At 64.8% G+C, this 16439-nt stretch carries 14 protein-coding genes; 10 read left to right on the top strand and 4 right to left on the bottom strand.

Features of this window, described 5'->3' with window-relative positions:
* Positions 1-56 precede the first annotated feature (56 nt).
* Positions 57-617: a DUF4019 domain-containing protein gene (locus ACVOMF_RS06710; protein WP_481508566.1), complete on the bottom strand. Its 561-nt coding sequence runs from the start codon at positions 615-617 to the stop codon at positions 57-59.
* 79 nt (positions 618-696) lie between these two features.
* A complete protein-coding gene (locus ACVOMF_RS06705; RefSeq protein WP_481508565.1) occupies positions 697-1854 on the bottom strand; it encodes a COG3904 family protein in 1158 nt (385 codons plus the stop codon).
* A gap of 165 nt (positions 1855-2019) precedes the next feature.
* On the opposite strand from ACVOMF_RS06705, the gene ACVOMF_RS06700 reads away from it, so the two are divergent.
* The 3 genes from ACVOMF_RS06700 to ACVOMF_RS06690 all read left to right on the top strand — a co-directional run bounded on the left by ACVOMF_RS06700 (position 2020) and on the right by ACVOMF_RS06690 (position 5383).
* Positions 2020-3510, top strand: coding sequence for a DNA-3-methyladenine glycosylase 2 family protein (locus ACVOMF_RS06700; RefSeq protein WP_481508564.1), 1491 nt, complete (start codon positions 2020-2022; stop codon positions 3508-3510).
* Positions 3507-4019: a methylated-DNA--[protein]-cysteine S-methyltransferase gene (locus ACVOMF_RS06695; RefSeq protein WP_481508563.1), complete on the top strand. Its 513-nt coding sequence runs from the start codon at positions 3507-3509 to the stop codon at positions 4017-4019. The genes ACVOMF_RS06700 and ACVOMF_RS06695 overlap by 4 nt, the downstream gene beginning before the upstream one ends.
* Before the next feature lie 113 nt (positions 4020-4132).
* Entirely contained in the window at positions 4133-5383 is a 1251-nt protein-coding gene (locus ACVOMF_RS06690) for an alkaline phosphatase family protein (RefSeq protein WP_481508562.1), read from the top strand.
* 94 nt (positions 5384-5477) lie between these two features.
* Here the strand turns inward: ACVOMF_RS06690 and ACVOMF_RS06685 are convergent, their stop codons facing one another.
* Both ACVOMF_RS06685 and ACVOMF_RS06680 read right to left on the bottom strand, forming a co-directional pair.
* The gene (locus ACVOMF_RS06685; RefSeq protein ID WP_296251805.1) at positions 5478-5657 is read right to left on the bottom strand and encodes a 30S ribosomal protein THX; all 180 of its coding nucleotides are present in this window, start codon (positions 5655-5657) and stop codon (positions 5478-5480) included.
* Between the two features lie 105 nt (positions 5658-5762).
* Positions 5763-6179, bottom strand: coding sequence for a MerC domain-containing protein (locus ACVOMF_RS06680; protein ID WP_481508561.1), 417 nt, complete (start codon positions 6177-6179; stop codon positions 5763-5765).
* A gap of 138 nt (positions 6180-6317) precedes the next feature.
* Here ACVOMF_RS06680 and ACVOMF_RS06675 point away from each other — a divergent pair, with 138 nt between their 5' ends.
* The 7 genes from ACVOMF_RS06675 to ACVOMF_RS06645 all read left to right on the top strand — a co-directional run bounded on the left by ACVOMF_RS06675 (position 6318) and on the right by ACVOMF_RS06645 (position 16248).
* A complete protein-coding gene (locus tag ACVOMF_RS06675; protein ID WP_481508560.1) occupies positions 6318-8516 on the top strand; it encodes a TonB-dependent receptor in 2199 nt (732 codons plus the stop codon).
* A gap of 512 nt (positions 8517-9028) precedes the next feature.
* The gene (locus tag ACVOMF_RS06670) at positions 9029-9457 is read left to right on the top strand and encodes a MarR family winged helix-turn-helix transcriptional regulator (protein ID WP_481508559.1); all 429 of its coding nucleotides are present in this window, start codon (positions 9029-9031) and stop codon (positions 9455-9457) included.
* On the top strand, positions 9454-10665 hold the full coding sequence (locus tag ACVOMF_RS06665) for an MFS transporter (protein ID WP_481508558.1): 1212 nt from the start codon (positions 9454-9456) through the stop codon (positions 10663-10665). The genes ACVOMF_RS06670 and ACVOMF_RS06665 overlap by 4 nt, the downstream gene beginning before the upstream one ends.
* Before the next feature lie 76 nt (positions 10666-10741).
* Positions 10742-11311: a TetR/AcrR family transcriptional regulator gene (locus tag ACVOMF_RS06660; RefSeq protein ID WP_481508557.1), complete on the top strand. Its 570-nt coding sequence runs from the start codon at positions 10742-10744 to the stop codon at positions 11309-11311.
* Positions 11308-12972: an MFS transporter gene (locus ACVOMF_RS06655; RefSeq protein ID WP_481508556.1), complete on the top strand. Its 1665-nt coding sequence runs from the start codon at positions 11308-11310 to the stop codon at positions 12970-12972. Before ACVOMF_RS06660 ends, ACVOMF_RS06655 begins: the two co-directional genes overlap by 4 nt.
* Complete coding sequence (locus tag ACVOMF_RS06650) at positions 12969-14075, top strand: HlyD family secretion protein (RefSeq protein ID WP_481508555.1); 1107 nt, start codon at positions 12969-12971, stop codon at positions 14073-14075. The genes ACVOMF_RS06655 and ACVOMF_RS06650 overlap by 4 nt, the downstream gene beginning before the upstream one ends.
* A 478-nt stretch (positions 14076-14553) precedes the next feature.
* On the top strand, positions 14554-16248 hold the full coding sequence (locus tag ACVOMF_RS06645) for an amidohydrolase (RefSeq protein ID WP_481508573.1): 1695 nt from the start codon (positions 14554-14556) through the stop codon (positions 16246-16248).
* Positions 16249-16439 lie beyond the last annotated feature (191 nt).

Genomic DNA, 16439 nt, shown 5'->3' with positions numbered 1-16439 from the left:
CAAACACGACGGGCGCCCTGCGGCGCCCGTGTGCGATGCCTGCGATGTGATGGCGCTCAGTTGGCCGAGGCCGCGCGCACGCTATAGCCGGAGGCGCGCCACACCTTGTCCTCGTCAAGGCGGAACGAGACCAGCTCGCGCACCGGCTGCGCATTGTTGGCAAAACGGGTCGGGAAGCTGACGTTCAAGTAGATACCTTCCGGCACCGAGGCACCGGCCGGGTATTGCACTCGGGTGATCGATGGCTTGCCGCGCGAGACCAGCGCGCCCAGTTTGGCGCGGTCGGCATTGACGTTGTTGGCAAACACATCACGGGTCACCGCCTTGCGCGCGACAGCCGAGGCACCGTCCCAGACCGTGGCCGCCTGCTGGCCATCCACCAGCTGCGCCACCCGCTGCGCAGCGGCAGTCATCTCCGCATCCTGTTTGGCCACCTGCGCCTGCTGCGCTGCACTGAGCGCTGGCGCCGGCCGTGCGGCGGCTGACGCCGGTGCGGTCGCAGGGGCGGCCGGGGCAGCAGCCCGCGCTGGCACTGGGGCCGCAGCGGGTGTCTGCGCGAAAACGCCTGCAGCCGGCACGGCCAGGGACAGCACCATCAACAAACAACTGGGTCGCATAGCTCTCTCCATGACGCTTTCAGTTGAACGGAATGCCAATCCAATCACGGTTTACGACCTTCCGCATCCCTTTATTTGTTCACTTTCGTGTACCGGGCGCACTCACCTGCGCACTGACGGCTGGCGCAGCTGCCGCAGCCGGCGTCACCACCGACTCCGCGGCACCGGTCGGGATGGCGGTCGGCATCGGCTCGAGCATGGCGGTATCGATTTCCGACAACGGACTTTCCTCCGGACAGACCTCATCCGGGAAGCCAAACTGCTCCTTCAAGGCCTGGCCACAGCTGTTCACTGCTTCCAGACCCGCACCCGCCGTCTTGCAGTCGCGGTCGAAAGCGATCAGGAACGCATCCTTGCGACGCACGAAATCATCGCCGCACTTGCGCATCTGCTTGATACGCTCCAGATCGTCCTGCACTGCGTTGGTACCGTCCAGTCCGTACTGCTTGAGCTCCTCACTGGTCAGCACCCGCAGGCTGCGGTTGGGCACGGTCATCATCAGGTCGGCCACGCCCACCGCCACGCCGTTGCGCTGCAGGTAGTCCTTCACGTTGTCGTAGACCTCGTGCAGCTCCTTGTTCAACTCCGCGCGCGAACTGGCGCTGGAGCTGATCCGCATCATGCGGTGGATGCCAACCTTGCCCGAGATCAGCCGATTGTCACCGGCCGCCAGCACGAACACGCAGGCGCTGTGGCAGACCGAGCCTTCGCGCACCCAGATGGTCCAGCCAGACTCGCCGATGCTGTCACCGGCAACGATGGCTGCTTCCACCTGACCGCCACTGGAATCCAGATCCAGGATGCGCCGGCTGATCTTCATCGCGTCGGCCACTACCGCCAGCCGCGTCACCATCGCTGCGAACGAGGGATTGATCTTGCCGGCATAGCGCACCCGCAGCAGACCACGCTCTTTGCAGGGCTCCAAGGCTGCATCCATGCTGGCGCGGTCAAACGCGGTCAGCTCGGTGCCATCGCCGTTTTCGCCGGCATAGTCGGTGCCACAACTGACCCAGGCCTTGCCGTTCTCCAACAGCAGCTCGGGCCAGGGCTTGTCCTTGGCCGGCAATACCGGCGCCGGCGGTGCCGGCGCATCGGCGGCGTTGATCGACACCATGTGGTCGCCATCGGCGGCCAATGCGGTAGCAGGGTCGGCCACTGGCTTTTTTTCGCCGGTCTGCGGATTGCAGGCCAACAGCCCGATGCACAACAACGGCGACCACCAGAACTTGGGCAACATGGAGAGCAATCAGGTCCGTACTACGGCGCAACCGCGCCAGGAAGGTGGACAGTCTAGTGCGCAACACCCTCCCTGCTGCAACGCCCGGTGAATCAACACAGCGTCGCGCGCATTGATGTCCGAAAATGGCCAGTACCGGCCGCCGGCTGCGCCTAGACTGGGCCCATGCAAAACCTCCTGATGCCCGCCCACGTGCAATGCGAACAAGCCCGTCTGGCCCGTGATGCGCGCTTTGACGGTCTGTTCTTCACTGCCGTGCGCAGTACCGGCATCTATTGCCGGCCGGTGTGCCCGGCACCGCCACCCAAACCCGAGAACGTCAGCTACTACCCAAGCGCCGCTGCGGCCAGCGCTGCCGGTTACCGGCCCTGCCTGCGCTGCCGCCCCGAACTGTCGCCGGATGACGCCAATCTGCTGCAGGACCAGACCCTGCACCAGGCACTGGCCCTACTCAATGAAGGTATCCTGCAGGAGCAGCCAGCGACCGCGCTGGCCGAGGCGATGGGGATCAGTGCGCGCCAGTTGCAACGGCTGTTCGTCGCCAGACTTGGGGCAACGCCGGCACAGCTGCACACCACCCGCCGTCTGTTGCTGGCCAAACAGCTGTTAACCGAAACCGCGCTGCCGGTAACCCAGGTCGCACTGGCCGCCGGCTTCAACAGCCTGCGCCGCTTCAACAGCGCCTTCCTCGAAGGCTGCGGCATGCCGCCGAGCGCGCTGCGCAAGCAGCACGGCGCGGTGCCAGGCGGCGAGCCTGTATTGCGCCTGGCCTACCGGCCGCCGCTGGACTTCCCGTTGATGCTGGCCTTCCTGCGCCGCCGCTCGCTGCCGGGTATCGAGTGCATCGACGAGAGCAGCTACCAACGCCTAGTCGTCGCCAATGGCGTGGCCAGCCTGATCCGGGTCACTGCCGATCCCAAGCGGCCGGAACTGCGCCTGCAACTGGGCACCACCGATCCACGAGCCATTCCTGCCATCGTCGCCAAGGTGCGCCGCGTCTTCGACCTGGATGCCGACCTGCGTACCGTCCATGCCACCTTGGGCCAGGAACCCCTGCTCGCGCGCGGCATCGCCGAGCGGCCGGGCCTGCGCATTCCCGGCGGCTGGGACGGCTTTGAAGTCGCCGCACGCGCCGTCCTCGGCCAGCAGGTCAGCGTCGCTGCGGCAACCACGCTGGCGCGGCGCCTGGTCGATCGCTTCGGCGAGCACCTGCCCGGCATGCCCGAAGGCCTGGACCGACAGTTCCCGGCACCGGCAATCCTGGTCGAGGCACCGCTGGAGAGCATCGGCTTGCCGCGCACCCGTGCCGCCACCCTGCGCGCAATCGCCCGCGCCTGCGCCGAAGGCAGACTGGATTTCAGCCGTGCACAAACACTGGAGAGCTTCGTGCAGAAGGCCACCGCCCTGCCCGGTATCGGCCCATGGACCGCGCATTACATGGCACTGCGGGCGATGGGGCTTCCCGATGCCTTCCCTGCCGGCGACCTGGTGCTGCAGCAGGTGCTGGGCGAAGACCAGCGCCTCAGCGAACGAGAAACCGAACGTCGCTCCCAGCTCTGGCGGCCATGGCGCGCCTATGCGGTGCTGCATCTGTGGCACCTGGCAGTACCAACCGAGAGAAAGAATTCCAAGCCTGTTACGGAGGCCAGCGCATGAACACCCTCTATTACGACCGTTTCGACAGCCCCATCGGCGCACTGACTGTCGCCGTCGATCAGGTCGGCGTACGCCACATCCTGTTCGCCGAAAACCGCCACGACGCCAAGGGCCGCGAGCACTGGCAGCGTGACCCGGATGCGGTCGCAGAGCCACGCCGCCAACTGTTGGAGTACCTGCGCGGTGAGCGCCACGAGTTCCAGCTGGAGCTTGCACCGGTCGGCACCGAATTCCAGTTGCAGGTCTGGCACACCCTGGCGCAGATTCCTTTTGGCGCAACCTGGAGCTACCGGCAGCTGGCCGAGCGCATTGGTCGGCCCACCGCGACGCGCGCAGTCGGCGCTGCCAATGGCCGCAATCCATTGCCGATCGTGCTGCCCTGCCATCGGGTAATCGGCAACAACGGCGCACTGACCGGTTTCGGTGGCGGGCTGCCGACCAAGGCAGCCTTGTTGAAGCTGGAGGGCGTGCCCAGCGAAGGTGAGCGGGTGGCGGACCTGTTTGCCTGAGCGTGGTTGCTCCCGGGTACGCTTTACCTACCTGGGCTACAGGGTCGGTTTACTGCAGGCAACATGCCGAAGGTTGTATTTGTACGGTCACCGGCCCGGCCTATCATTGCGGCATGACTTTTCTACGTATTTCGGCCAGTGCATTGGCCTGCGCACTGCTTGCAGCCTGCGCCACCACGCCTTCCTCGCCCACCACCGCTCAGGAAGTACCGCCCACCGTATTGATGATTTCCATCGACGGCCTGCGCGCGGACAAACTCAGCGAAGCAGACAGCCCCAACCTGATGCGACTTGCCCGCGAGGGCGTGCGCAGCGTTGGCATGCGCCCGTCCTATCCATCGCTCACCTTCCCCAATCACTACACCCTGGTCACAGGCCTGCGCCCGGACCACCACGGTCTGGTGCACAACGCGATGAGCGCCGATGCGCTTGGCGAGTTCAAGGTCAGTGACCGCACCGCCGTGCAGAACGCGGCCTGGTGGGATGGCGGTGAGCCGATCTGGGTCAGCGTACGCAAGGCCGGGTTCAAGAGTGCCACCTGGTCCTGGCCAGGCAGTGAGGCGCCGGTGCGCGGCCTGCATGCCAATCAATGGCGCATGTACGACGAGAGCGTGCCGCTGCCCGAGCGCATGAACCAGGTCCTGGCCTGGCTGCACGGCGCACCGGACGCGATCAAACCGCGCTTCGTTGCCACCTACATGGAGCATGTGGACAAGGCCGGACATGAGCACGGCCCGGATTCGCCCGAGTACAAAGCAGCCTTGCAGCAGGTGGACGCCGCCGTCGGCCAGCTGGTTGACGGCATGCGCCGCGATGGCCTGCTTGATCACACCAACGTGATTGTCGTGTCCGATCACGGCATGGCAACGGTCAAGGCCGGCAATGCGGTGGCCATCGAAGACATGGTGTCGGCAGATATCGCCAAGGTGGTGTCGGTGGGTCAATCGGTAGGCTTCGCACCGCTGCCGGGCAAGCAGGCCGCCGCGGAGAAAGCGCTGCTCGGGGAGCACGCGCACTACCAGTGCTGGAACAAGGCGCAGCTGCCAACGCGCTGGCACTACGGCAGCAACCCGCGCGTGCCGGCCATCATCTGCCAGATGCAGGAGGGCTGGGACGCATTGACTCGCAACGACATCGCAAAGCGCCCGCCAGGCGACCGCGGCTCGCATGGTTATGATCCGGCGCTACCGTCGATGCAGGCGGTATTCGTCGCACGGGGCCCGGCCTTCGCGCAGGGCAAGCAGCTCACCGCCTTCGACAACGTCGACGTCTATCCGCTGCTTACCCGCCTGATCGGTATCCCGGCCCAGCCCAACGATGGCGACCCGCACGCACTGGAGCAGGCGCTGCGCCAATCGAAGTGAGGTAGCCCGGGTAAGCGCAGCGCACCCGTGATCTATCACGAACACAAAAAAGCGGCGCAATGCGCCGCTTTTCTGTAACCACTGCCTGGCTGGATCAGCCGGCCTTGGCGACGGTCTTCTTGGCAACAGCCTTCTTGGCGGCAGCCTTGGTGACGGTCTTCTTGGCGACCGGCGCAGCAGCGCCCACGGCCACCTTGCTCACGTGCGAGCGCGAATTGCCATAGCTGGCGTTGTAGCGCTTGCCCTTGGCGGTCTTACGGTCACCCTTACCCATGTCGTCAACTCCTTGGTTTGTAATCAGTTACCCCGTGCAAGCACGGGTTTGGCGAGGCCACAACAAGCGCCCTCGCGCATGGACAGGAAGCCTACCATGCGCCCCTCAATGTGCGCAGCTGGCGTCGTGTACATGCACATGGTTCAAGCGCAGGTTGACCACATGTGCCAAACCCACCAGCACGCCACCCAAGGTCATCACCACCGCATGCGGAACCTGCGAATGATGCAGTTCCGGGTGCAGCAGACCCGCCCACAGCAACAACAAGCCTGGCACCAGCAGCAACAAAGCCATCAGCGCACGATGCCGCAGATAGCCCCAGATCAGACTGAACAGACCCAGCACGGTAACGAAGATCACGATGCTGGCCTCTACCCCATCACTGAGCCAGAACGACAGCCCCAGCGCCGGCGCCACCGCCAGCAAGGCCGGCAACAACGCGCAATGCACCGCACAGATCAGGGATCCGGTCGCGCCAAAGCGATCGAGGAATTTGCGTAGTCCGTTGGGTGGGGTGGGCATGACTTCCAGCAGGGGCGGCAGAACGTTATGGAATAATATAACATTATTGTCCTCCCCGCCCTAACCGCCTGCGCCAGCCCTTTGCCGCCTCCGGTTCAGATTGCCATCCAAGTGATACACAGTAACAAAGGAATTCTCATGCCCTTCCCCCGTCACACCCGGCACCACCTGCTATTCCTCGCCCTTGCCGCCGCCCTGCCTGCCGTCGCCAGTGCCGCCGATGACGACGCCGGGCAAAGCCATCACCTGACCGAACTGACCGCAGTAAAGGTCACCGCTTCACCGCTGCAGGGCTCTGCCGAGTCGCTGGCACGCCCGGTCGAGGTCCTGGCAGGCACCGATCTGGACGAACACAAATCCGGCACCTTGGGCGACACCGTGGCCAAGCTACCCGGCGTGCAGAGCACTTTCTTCGGTCCCGGCGTCGGCCGCCCGATCATCCGTGGCCAGGAAGGCCCACGCGTGGCGGTGGTGTCCAATGGCGTCGGCAACATGGACGCCTCCACCGTCAGCGCCGACCACGCCTCCGCCATCGAACCCTTCCTGGCCGACCAGATCGAGGTGTTGAAAGGCCCGGCCACACTGCTGTTCGGCAGCGGTGCCATTGGCGGCGCGGTGAACGTGGTCGATGGCCGCATCGCCAGCGAAGTACCGGACCGCCCAATCAGCGGCCGCGCCGAACTGCGTGGCAACTCGGTCAACCAGGAGCGCGGCGGCATGTTCCGTCTGGACGGCGTCAGCGGCGACAACCTGGTCCTGCATGTCGACGGCCTGATCCGCAATGGCGATGACTACCGCATCCCTGGCTACGCGATCGACCCGCACGCGCTGGACGCCGATGGCCATGACGATCACGACGCCCACGACGAAGACGCCGGCACCCGCGGCCGCCTGGACAACAGCTCGACGCGCACCCGCGCCGGCGGCGTCGGCGCCACCTGGTTCGGCGAGAACGGTTTCCTCGGTGCCTCGCCGGGCACCTACCGCAGCAACTACGGCATTCCCAATGGCGCCCACGTGCATGCCGACGATGACCACGGCCACGACCATGATGATCACGATCACGACCACGGCGAGGAAGGCGAAGAGCACGATGTGCGCATCGACATGGTGCAGAACCGCTTCGACCTGAAGGGCGGTCTGTACAACCCGACCTCATTCCTGAAGAGCCTGACCGTGCGTGGCGGCTACACCGACTACGAGCACACCGAGCTGGAAGCCGGCACCCCGTCCACCCGCTTCACCAACAAGGGCTTTGAAGGCCGCGTGGAAGCCGTGCAGCAGCCGCTGGCCGGCTGGGACGGTGCCTTCGGCGTGCAGTTCGGCAGCAGCGATTTCGGCGCCACCGGCGAAGAAGCCTTCGTACCGGGCACCACCACCGACACCATTGGTGCTTTCGTGCTGCAGGAAAAGCAGTTCGGCCCGTTCAAGCTGGAACTGGGTGCACGCCATGACCGGGTCAAACTCGACCCGAACGATGCCCAACGCAACCGCAGCTTCGGCGCGACCAACCTGTCGGCGTCCGGCATCTGGGCCTTGAACGACACCTTCGACCTGCGCTTCGGCGTGGACGCCTCCGAGCGTGCGCCGACCAACGAAGAGCTGTACGCCGCTGGCGCCCACATTGCCACCCGCTCATTGGAGATCGGCAACGCCAACTTGGACACCGAGCGCGGTCGTCGCATGGAGCTGGGCCTGCACGCGCACAACGAGCGTATCGATGTGCAGGCAGCGATCTACCAGACCAAGTTCAAGGACTTCATCTACCTGGCCGACACCGGCGTGGTCGAAGGTGGCCTGCCGGTGCGCACCTGGACCCAGAACGACGCCACCTTCAAGGGCGCTGAAGTCGAAGCCACCTGGCACATGCTGGAGAACGTCGCCGGTGACTGGGACCTGCGCGTGTTTGGTGACTACGTGAAGGCAGAACTGGATGGCAGCGGCACCCGCGATGTCGCCATCGCCGTGCCGCACGGTGACCACGCACACAACTACAACGTCGAGTTGGCCAATGGCGGCTACCTGCCGCGCATCGCCCCGGCCCGTGTTGGTGCCGACCTGCATTGGTCGCTGGGTGGCTGGCGCGCGTCGCTGGGTGCTGTGCGCTACGGCAGCCAGAAGGATGTTGCAGTGAACGAGGAAACCAGCGCCGGCTACACGCTGGTGGATGCACACGTGGCGTACCGCTGGGATCGCAATGGCAGCAACAGCTACGAAGTGTTCCTCGATGGCAGCAACCTGACCGATCGTGAAGCACGCCCGCATACATCGCTGCTGCGGGATTACTCGCCGTTGCCAGGCCGCGGTGTGGCATTTGGCATCCGCGCCTGGTTCTAAAGGTTCGTCGCAGGCTTTGGCTCTGAGCTTTGGCTCTGAGCTTTGGCTCTGAGCTTTGGCTCTGAGCTTTGGCTCTGAGCTTTGGCTCCTGCTCCTGTCTTTCCCCTCTCCCGCTTGCGGGAGAGGGGTAGGGGTGAGGGCAAGCTTCTGCTCCTGCGTTTAGTTCTGCTTCTGCTTTTTGCCCTCCTGCCTAGCAACCCAAGCAAACCTGAAAACCACCGTCAGGTGGTTTTATTTTTGTGCAGAGCCCCGCTTTGGTAACCCACTCAGATAGAGCCAAATCAAGAGCCCCCCATCCGCCCTCCGGGCACCTTCCCCCGCAAGCGGGAGAAGGGAAGGCAACAGCAACAGCCAAACCAAAGCCAGAGCCAAGGCCAAGGCCACAGCCAAAGCCACAACCACTACCACTACCAAAGCTAAGCGCACAAAGCGCCAGAGTCGCCAGGACCCAGCCCTCGCAATTACGTGCATATACACATAAACTGCAACCCATCGCCCTACCCCACAAGCCGATGGACGCCCCCAGCCCCTGCACCTGCTTCCAGCTGCGCCGCGCCACGCGCCGCGTTTCCCAGCTCTATGACCGCCATCTGGCCGCCGCCGATCTAAGCCTCAACGCCTATTCCATCCTGCGCCGCTCCAGCCAGCCACGCCCGCTCGGCGAGCTCGCCGATGCGCTGGGCATGGACCGCACCACCCTCACCCGCAACCTCAAGCCGTTGCTCGAAGCGGGCCTGCTCAGTTCCGCCCCCGGCGCGGACTCCCGCCAGCGCCAACTGCACATCACCGCCGCCGGCAAGCGCCGCCTGCAGAAGGCCTTTCCTCTCTGGCAGCAAGCCCAGCAGGAGATCGAAATGCTGTTCGGCGGCAAGCGCATCGAAGATCTCAACCACCAGCTGGAAGCACTCACCCAGGCACTGGAACAGGAGCAATCAGCATGACCACGCAGGCCCCCACGCGCACTCCCTGGCTGTTGTTGCTCGCTGCCTCCAGCATCCTGATGGTGACCATGGGCGTGCGCCAGACCAGCGGCCTGTTGATCGACCCTATCCATGTTTCGACCGGGCTCGGCATCGCCCAGATCAGCTTCTCGCTGGCGATCGGCCAATTCGTATGGGGTGCAGTGCAGCCATTCTTCGGTGCCATGGCCGACCAACGCGGACCGCTGCCGGTACTGGTCGGCGGCGGCGCGCTGCTGGCGGTCGGCCTGATCGCGGCAACCTTGCTGCCCGGCGCCTGGGGGCTGAACCTCAGCTTTGGCCTGCTGCTGGCAGCCGGTGCCGGTGCCGGCAGTTTCTCGGTGCTGATCGGCGCAACCGCCTGGCGTATTCCCGCCCAGAAGCGCTCGATGGCCGCCGGCATCATCAACGCCGGCGGCTCACTCGGCCAATTCCTGTTCGCACCACTGGTGCAGCTGCTGCTCAGTGCTTTCGGCTGGATCAAGGCCTTGTATGCGTTGGCCTTCATCGTGCTGCTGTCATTGCCATTGGCCTGGCCGCTGCGCAAGCGCGCGCCACGCAACGAGGCCAGTGACGACGGCGAAGCGCTGCGTCCGCAGCTGCAGCGCGCCCTGCGTGACCGCAGTTACTGGTGCCTGCATCTGGGCTTCTTCACCTGTGGCGTGCATATCGCCTTCCTGGTCACCCACCTGCCCGGCGAGATCGCACTTTGCGGGCTGTCGCCGAACGTGGCCTCCGTATCGATTGCCTTGATCGGCCTGTTCAATGTTGCCGGCAGCCTGATCATCGGTGCGCTTGGCGAACGCTTCCGCATGAAGTGGCTGCTGTTCTGGATGTACCTCAGCCGCGCGGTGCTGATCGCGGTCTATCTGGCATCACCGCCGACACCGATGACCTTCTATGTGTTCGCCGCCGCACTGGGCTTCACCTGGCTGGCGACGGTGCCGCCCACTGCGGGACTGGTCGGTAAGCTGTTCGGTCCGCGTCACATGGGCACCTTGTTCGGCCTCACCCTGTTCTCCCACCAGATCGGCGCGTTCTTCGGTGCCTGGCTGGGTGGCGTGGCACTCGAATACGGCGGCGACTACAGCTGGATGTGGTACGCGGACATGGCATTGGCCGCTGCTGCGGCGCTGATCAACCTGCCGATCCGCGAAGCACCACTGCGCCGCCAGCTCGCCGCGGGCTGAACGGGAACGCCCCGCCGCAACGGCCCGTTCCATGCCGCCCATTGAAACCGGACACTTTTGTCCGGATCATATGGACATGACCTCCATTCGCTCCGATGCCGCTGTGCGTCGTGCCTTGCTGTTGGATGCGGCTGACGCCGTGTTCGGCGAGCACGGCATCACCGCTCCACTTGACCTGGTGGTGGCTCGCGCCGGCGTAGGCCGGGCAACGCTGTACCGCAACTTCCCCGACCGCACCGCGCTGATCGAAGCCCTGCTACAACGGACCGTGGAAAAGATCGAAGTGCACCTGCAGGAGCTGGGCGAGCGCGACGATGCCCTGTTCGAGCTGATCATCGGCATGGCCAGGCGCATCGTGCATTCGCCTGCGTTGGCCGATTACTGGCGCGCAGTGGACCCGGACGAGCCCACGATCAAGGCCGCACGCGAGCGCATTCTCGGCCTGTCCGAACCGGCGCTGCTGCGGGCCAAGGCCGCAGGGCTGTGCCGGCTTGACCTGCAGTTGTCGGATATCTCGTTGATCTCCGGCATGCTCGGTGCCGCCCTGCGCGGCCGCACCGTAGAAGATCGCGCCACCCTCGCGCGGCGTGCGATTGAATTGCTGCGTCCCGGCCTGTCCGTGCAGGCTGCAGCAGAGCGCACATGAAGCCCCTCAAGCCCATTCCGGACTGGGAAGAGCACGAGAAGCCAAGCCTGCCCGGCTCGGCCTCGATGCCCTGGCATCCGCCGCACCGCCGCGCGGCCTACGCCGCCGTGGCGGTGCTGGTGGCGATCACCGGCGGCCTGGGCAATGCCCTGATCAGCGCCAACCTGCCGTTGATCACCGGCCAGATGGGACTGCAGGCCAGTGAGGCCAACTGGCTGGTCGCCGCCTACCTGATGGTCAATGTCAGCGCCAACCTGCTGGTGTTCAAGTTCCGCCAGGAGTACGGCATCCGCCTGTTCGCCGAGATCGGCCTGGGCACCTATGCCGCATTGGCGGTGCTGCATCTGTTTGTCGGCAACAACACGACCACCTTGCTGGTACGCGCCGGCAGCGGCTTTGCCGGTGCCGCCTGCACCACGCTGGGCACGCTGTACATGCTGCAGGCCTTGCCGCGCAAATACGTGGGCAACCTGCTGGTGATAGGCGTCGGCCTGTCGCAGCTCGCCGTGCCATTGGCGTGGCTGCTGTCACCCAGCCTGCTCGACCATGGCGAATGGCAGAACCTGTATCTGTTCGAGGCCGGGTTGGCGCTGTGTTCGTTTGCCGCGGTGGTGGTGCTGAAGCTGCCGCCCGGCATCCAGATCAAGGTTTTCGAACGCACCGACTTCCTCACCTTCGCCCTGCTCGCGCCGGGTCTGGCGCTGCTGGTGGTGGTGCTGAGCCAGGGCTACCCGCATTGGTGGTTCGACTCACCATGGCTGGGCTGGGCATTGGCTGCGGCGGTGGTGCTGATCACCACCGGTCTGTGCATCGAGCACCAGCGTCGCAACCCGCTGCTGCAGGTGCGCTGGCTGATGGGGCCGGTGATGCTGCGCTTCATCGTCGGCGCGTTCCTGATCCGCTTCCTCACCAACGAGCAGTCCTACGGGATGATCTCGATGATGCGCACGCTGGGCATGGGCCCAGACCAGATGGCGCCCTTGTTCGGAGTCATCCTGATCGGCGTGCTGGTCGGCATCGCTGCCGGTGCGTTGACGTTCGGGCCGAAGGCGCTGATCCCGCAGTTGCTGATGTCGATCATCCTGCTCGGCAGTGCCGCCTTCCTCGACCAGCACCGTACCAGCATGGACCGACCGATGGATTTCGCCCTCAGCCAGTTCCTGGCGGCGGTGGGCAGCGGCATGTTCATGGGCCCGCTGATGCTGATCGGCATACGCCAGGCGATGGCGCGTGGGCTGGACCACATCGTGTCCTTCATCGTGATTCTGTCGCTGACGCAGAGCTTCGGCAGCCTTGCCGGCTCGGCCTTCCTGAGCAGCTTCCAGCTGCACCGCGAGCACATCTATTCCAGCGCACTGGCAAGCCAGCTCAATCCCGCCGATCCGCAGGTAGCGCGCCGCCTGCAGCTGCAACAGCAAGCCTACGCCCGCGTCATCACCGACCCCGTACAACTCAAGGCGCAGGCCAGTGCCGCCTTGGCGGCAGCGGCCAAACGCGAAGCCAATGTACGTGCCTTCAACGATGTATTCGCCTTCAGTGGCTGGGTCGCGATCTGCTTCCTGACCTGGCTGCTGCTGGAAGTGACGCTGCGCAATCCCCGCGTGAAACAGGTGATCCGGCGTGGCCGCGCCGGGGCCCAGGACAACCGAGCAGAAACATGAGCAACAAGACCGAAAAGAACACTTCAACCCCGCCGCCCACGCCGGTGTCCAAGTACAACCGCCCGAGTCGACGTGCGGTGGTGCTGATGATCATCGTCGCCCTGGTTGGGCTGACCTTGATCCTGCGCGCCTGGCAGTTGTGGCCGTTCAACAGCACGCACATGCACACCGACGATGCCTATGTGCGCGGCCAGGTAACCGTGCTGGCACCGCAGGTCAACGGTTATGTCACCGAAGTGCTCGTCAGCGACTTCGACCACGTCAAACAGGGCCAGCCGCTGCTGCGCATCGATCAGCGCATCTACCGACAGAAGGTGGATCAAGCTTTGGCCTCGCTCGAAGATGCACGCGCGCAGCTGGCCAACTCCGACCAGAGCCAGGCGCAGAACCGCGCGCAGATCAGCTCGGCACGGGCAAACCACTCGGCGCAGCAGGCCGAGCAGCAGCGCAGCCGCGCCGAGTTGCAGCGCTATGAAGCCCTGGCAGCACAACAACTGGTTTCCAATAGCGACCGCGACAAGCTGCGCGCCTCGGCGCAGGCGGCGACTGCCGGCGTGGCGCAATCGCAGGCAGCCATCCATATCGCCGAAGAAACCCTCACCTCCACCGAAGTGGCACGCAAGGGCTTGGAGGCAAAAGTCGCCATGGCTGAAGCCACGCTGGAACTGGCGAAGATCGACCTCGACAACACCGTCATCAAGGCACCGCGTGATGGCCAGGTATCGGAAGCGACCGTTCGGCTTGGGCAGTACGTTACCGCCGGCAGCCAGCTGCTGTTCCTGGTCCCGGACACGCTGTGGGTGGTAGCCAACTACAAGGAAGGCCAGACCTGGAACATGGCGATCGGCCAGCCCGCGACATTCAGCGTAGATGCCTTCCAGGGCAAGAAGCTGCGCGGCCGCGTCGAGCAGATCGCCCCGGCCACCGGCTCGGAGTTCTCGGTGCTCAAGCCCGACAACGCCAGCGGCAACTTCACCAAGGTGGTGCAGCGGCTGCCGATCCGCATTGCCATCGACCCCGACCAGCCACTGGCCGCGCGCCTGCGCCCCGGCATGTCGGTGGTGGTGGAAGTGGACACCGCCGCAGCGCCCGCTCAACGGTAGTGCCGAGCCGTGCTCGGCAGGGCGTTACCGATCATCATGTGGGAGTGGCGTAAGCCGCGAAGCCGACATTGCGCGAAAGGCCTGAAAGCCAACCCCTCCCCAACCCTCCCCTGCTGCGCAAGGGAGGGAGCAACAGCGGTAGTGCCGAGCCATGCTCGGCAGGGGCGTTACCAGCGAAGAGCAGCCCTCACCCCAACCCCTCTCCCGCCAGCGGGAGAGGGGCTAAAGCGGCAACCACACGATGCAAATGGCTCCCGCGAGCACCGCGATCGGTGACGGTAGTGCCGAGCCATGCTCGGCAAGGGCGCTACCGACCATCTGGTGGGAGCGGCGTAAGCCGCGAAGCTGAGATCGCTAGAAAGGCCCAGAGCCACCCCCTCCCCACCCCTCCCCCTGCTGCGCAAGGGAGAAAGCAAAGCCTTCACCCGATTGCGCTAGGCTGTACCCCTGCTCACAGCCGGGAGAACCCTCGGTGAAAATGATTCTGGCGCTCTCCGTCCTGGCCGCACTCACGGCCACCTCTGCCAACGCAGCAGACAAACTGTATTCCGGCGGTCCCATCGTCACCGTGGATGACCGCCACCCCGACGCAGAAGCCATCGTCGTGCGCGACGGCCGCATCGCCTTTGTCGGCACTCTCAAGGCAGCGCTCCATTTCAGTCCGCAGGCGCAGCAGATCGACTTGCAGGGTCATACGCTGACGCCCGGCTTCATCGACGCACATGGCCACGTTTCAGGTGTCGGCCTGCAGGCGCTATCAGCCAACCTGCTGCCTGCGCCCGATGGCGAAGGCAACTCGATACCCGCGCTGCAGAAGATCATGCGCGAATTCCGCGCGCACCCAACCACGCCCGAAGGCTACAAGGTGCTGATCGGCTTCGGCTACGACGATTCGCAACTGGTCGAACAGCGCCATCCGACCCGGCAGGATCTGGATGCGATCGCCACCGACATACCGATCATCCTGATGCACCAGTCCGGCCATCTCGGTGCTTACAACAGCAAGGCGCTGGAACTGGCCGGCATCACCGCCGACACACCCAATCCACCCGGTGGCGTGATCCGCCGCGAGCCGGGCAGCAATGTGCCCGATGGTGTGCTGGAGGAAAGCGCGCACAACATCGCCTTGGCCAAGCTGATGCCGGCGATGACTGTCGAGCAATCCTTTGCCATGCTCGAAGCCGGCCAAGCGCTGTACATGAAGTACGGCTACACCACCGCCCAGGACGCCAAGACCGACGCCGGCACCTTGCAGCTGCTGCCGATGGCGGCCAAGGCCGGCAAGCTCAAGATCGATGTGGTGTCCTATCCGGATATTGAAGTGGCCTTGCAGAATCCAGCAATGCAGGGGCCCTTCTATGGCCTGAACTACACCGACCACTTCCGCATCGCCGGCGTGAAGATCAGCCTGGACGGATCGCCACAGGGCAAAACCGCGTGGCTGACCAAGCCTTATTACAAGGTCCCCGAGGGCGAGAAGCCGGATTATGCCGGCTATCCCGCCTTCCCCACCGCCAAGGTCGATGACCTCATCACCCAGGCGTGGGGACATGGCTGGCAAGTACAGGCACATGCCAATGGTGATGCCGCGATTGATCAGCTGATCCACGCCGTCGCCGTCGCAGAAGCCAAGTACCCGGACAAGCACCTCGTCCCCGTACTGATCCACGGCCAGACCCTGCGCAAGGACCAGGTTGGCGAACTACGCCGTCTGGGCATCTTCCCCTCGCTGTTCCCGATGCACACCTATTACTGGGGCGATTGGCACCGCGACTCGGTACTGGGCCCGGAGCGCGCCGAGAACATCTCGCCCACGCAATGGGTGCTGGATGCGGGCATGGTGTTTACCTCGCACCACGATGCGCCGGTGGTATTCCCGGATTCGATGCGGGTGCTGGACGCGACGGTCAACCGCGTGACCCGCAGTGGCCGCGTGCTGGGACCGGATCAACGGGTATCGCCATTGATCGCACTGAAGTCGATCACGTTGTGGGCAGCGCGCCAGTACGGCGAGGAGAGCAGCAAGGGCTCGATCGAAGTCGGCAAGCGTGCGGACCTGGCGCTGCTCTCGGACAACCCAATGACCATCGAACGCAGCCAGCTGCACACCATCAAGGTGCTGCAGACCATCAAGGATGGCGAAGTGGTTTACGAGGCGAAGCCGAAGCCGTAGGAGCGATATGTGGTTGTTGTGGGAGCGGCGTAAGCCGCGAAACCACCGCAACATCCGAAGCCGATAGCGCATTGACCACACCGAAGTAGCCGGGGCGGTCGAAGCCTATCGGCTTCGCGGCTTACGCCGCTCCTACAAAAATCATTTCCGCGGGGCGCTTCACCCTCTCCCCAACCCCTGCTCCGCACCCC

The sequence above is a fragment of the Stenotrophomonas sp. STEN022 genome (assembly GCF_056760155.1).
The sequence above is the reverse complement of the archived record's forward strand: the minus strand, read 5'-3'. Positions and strand labels throughout refer to the sequence as shown.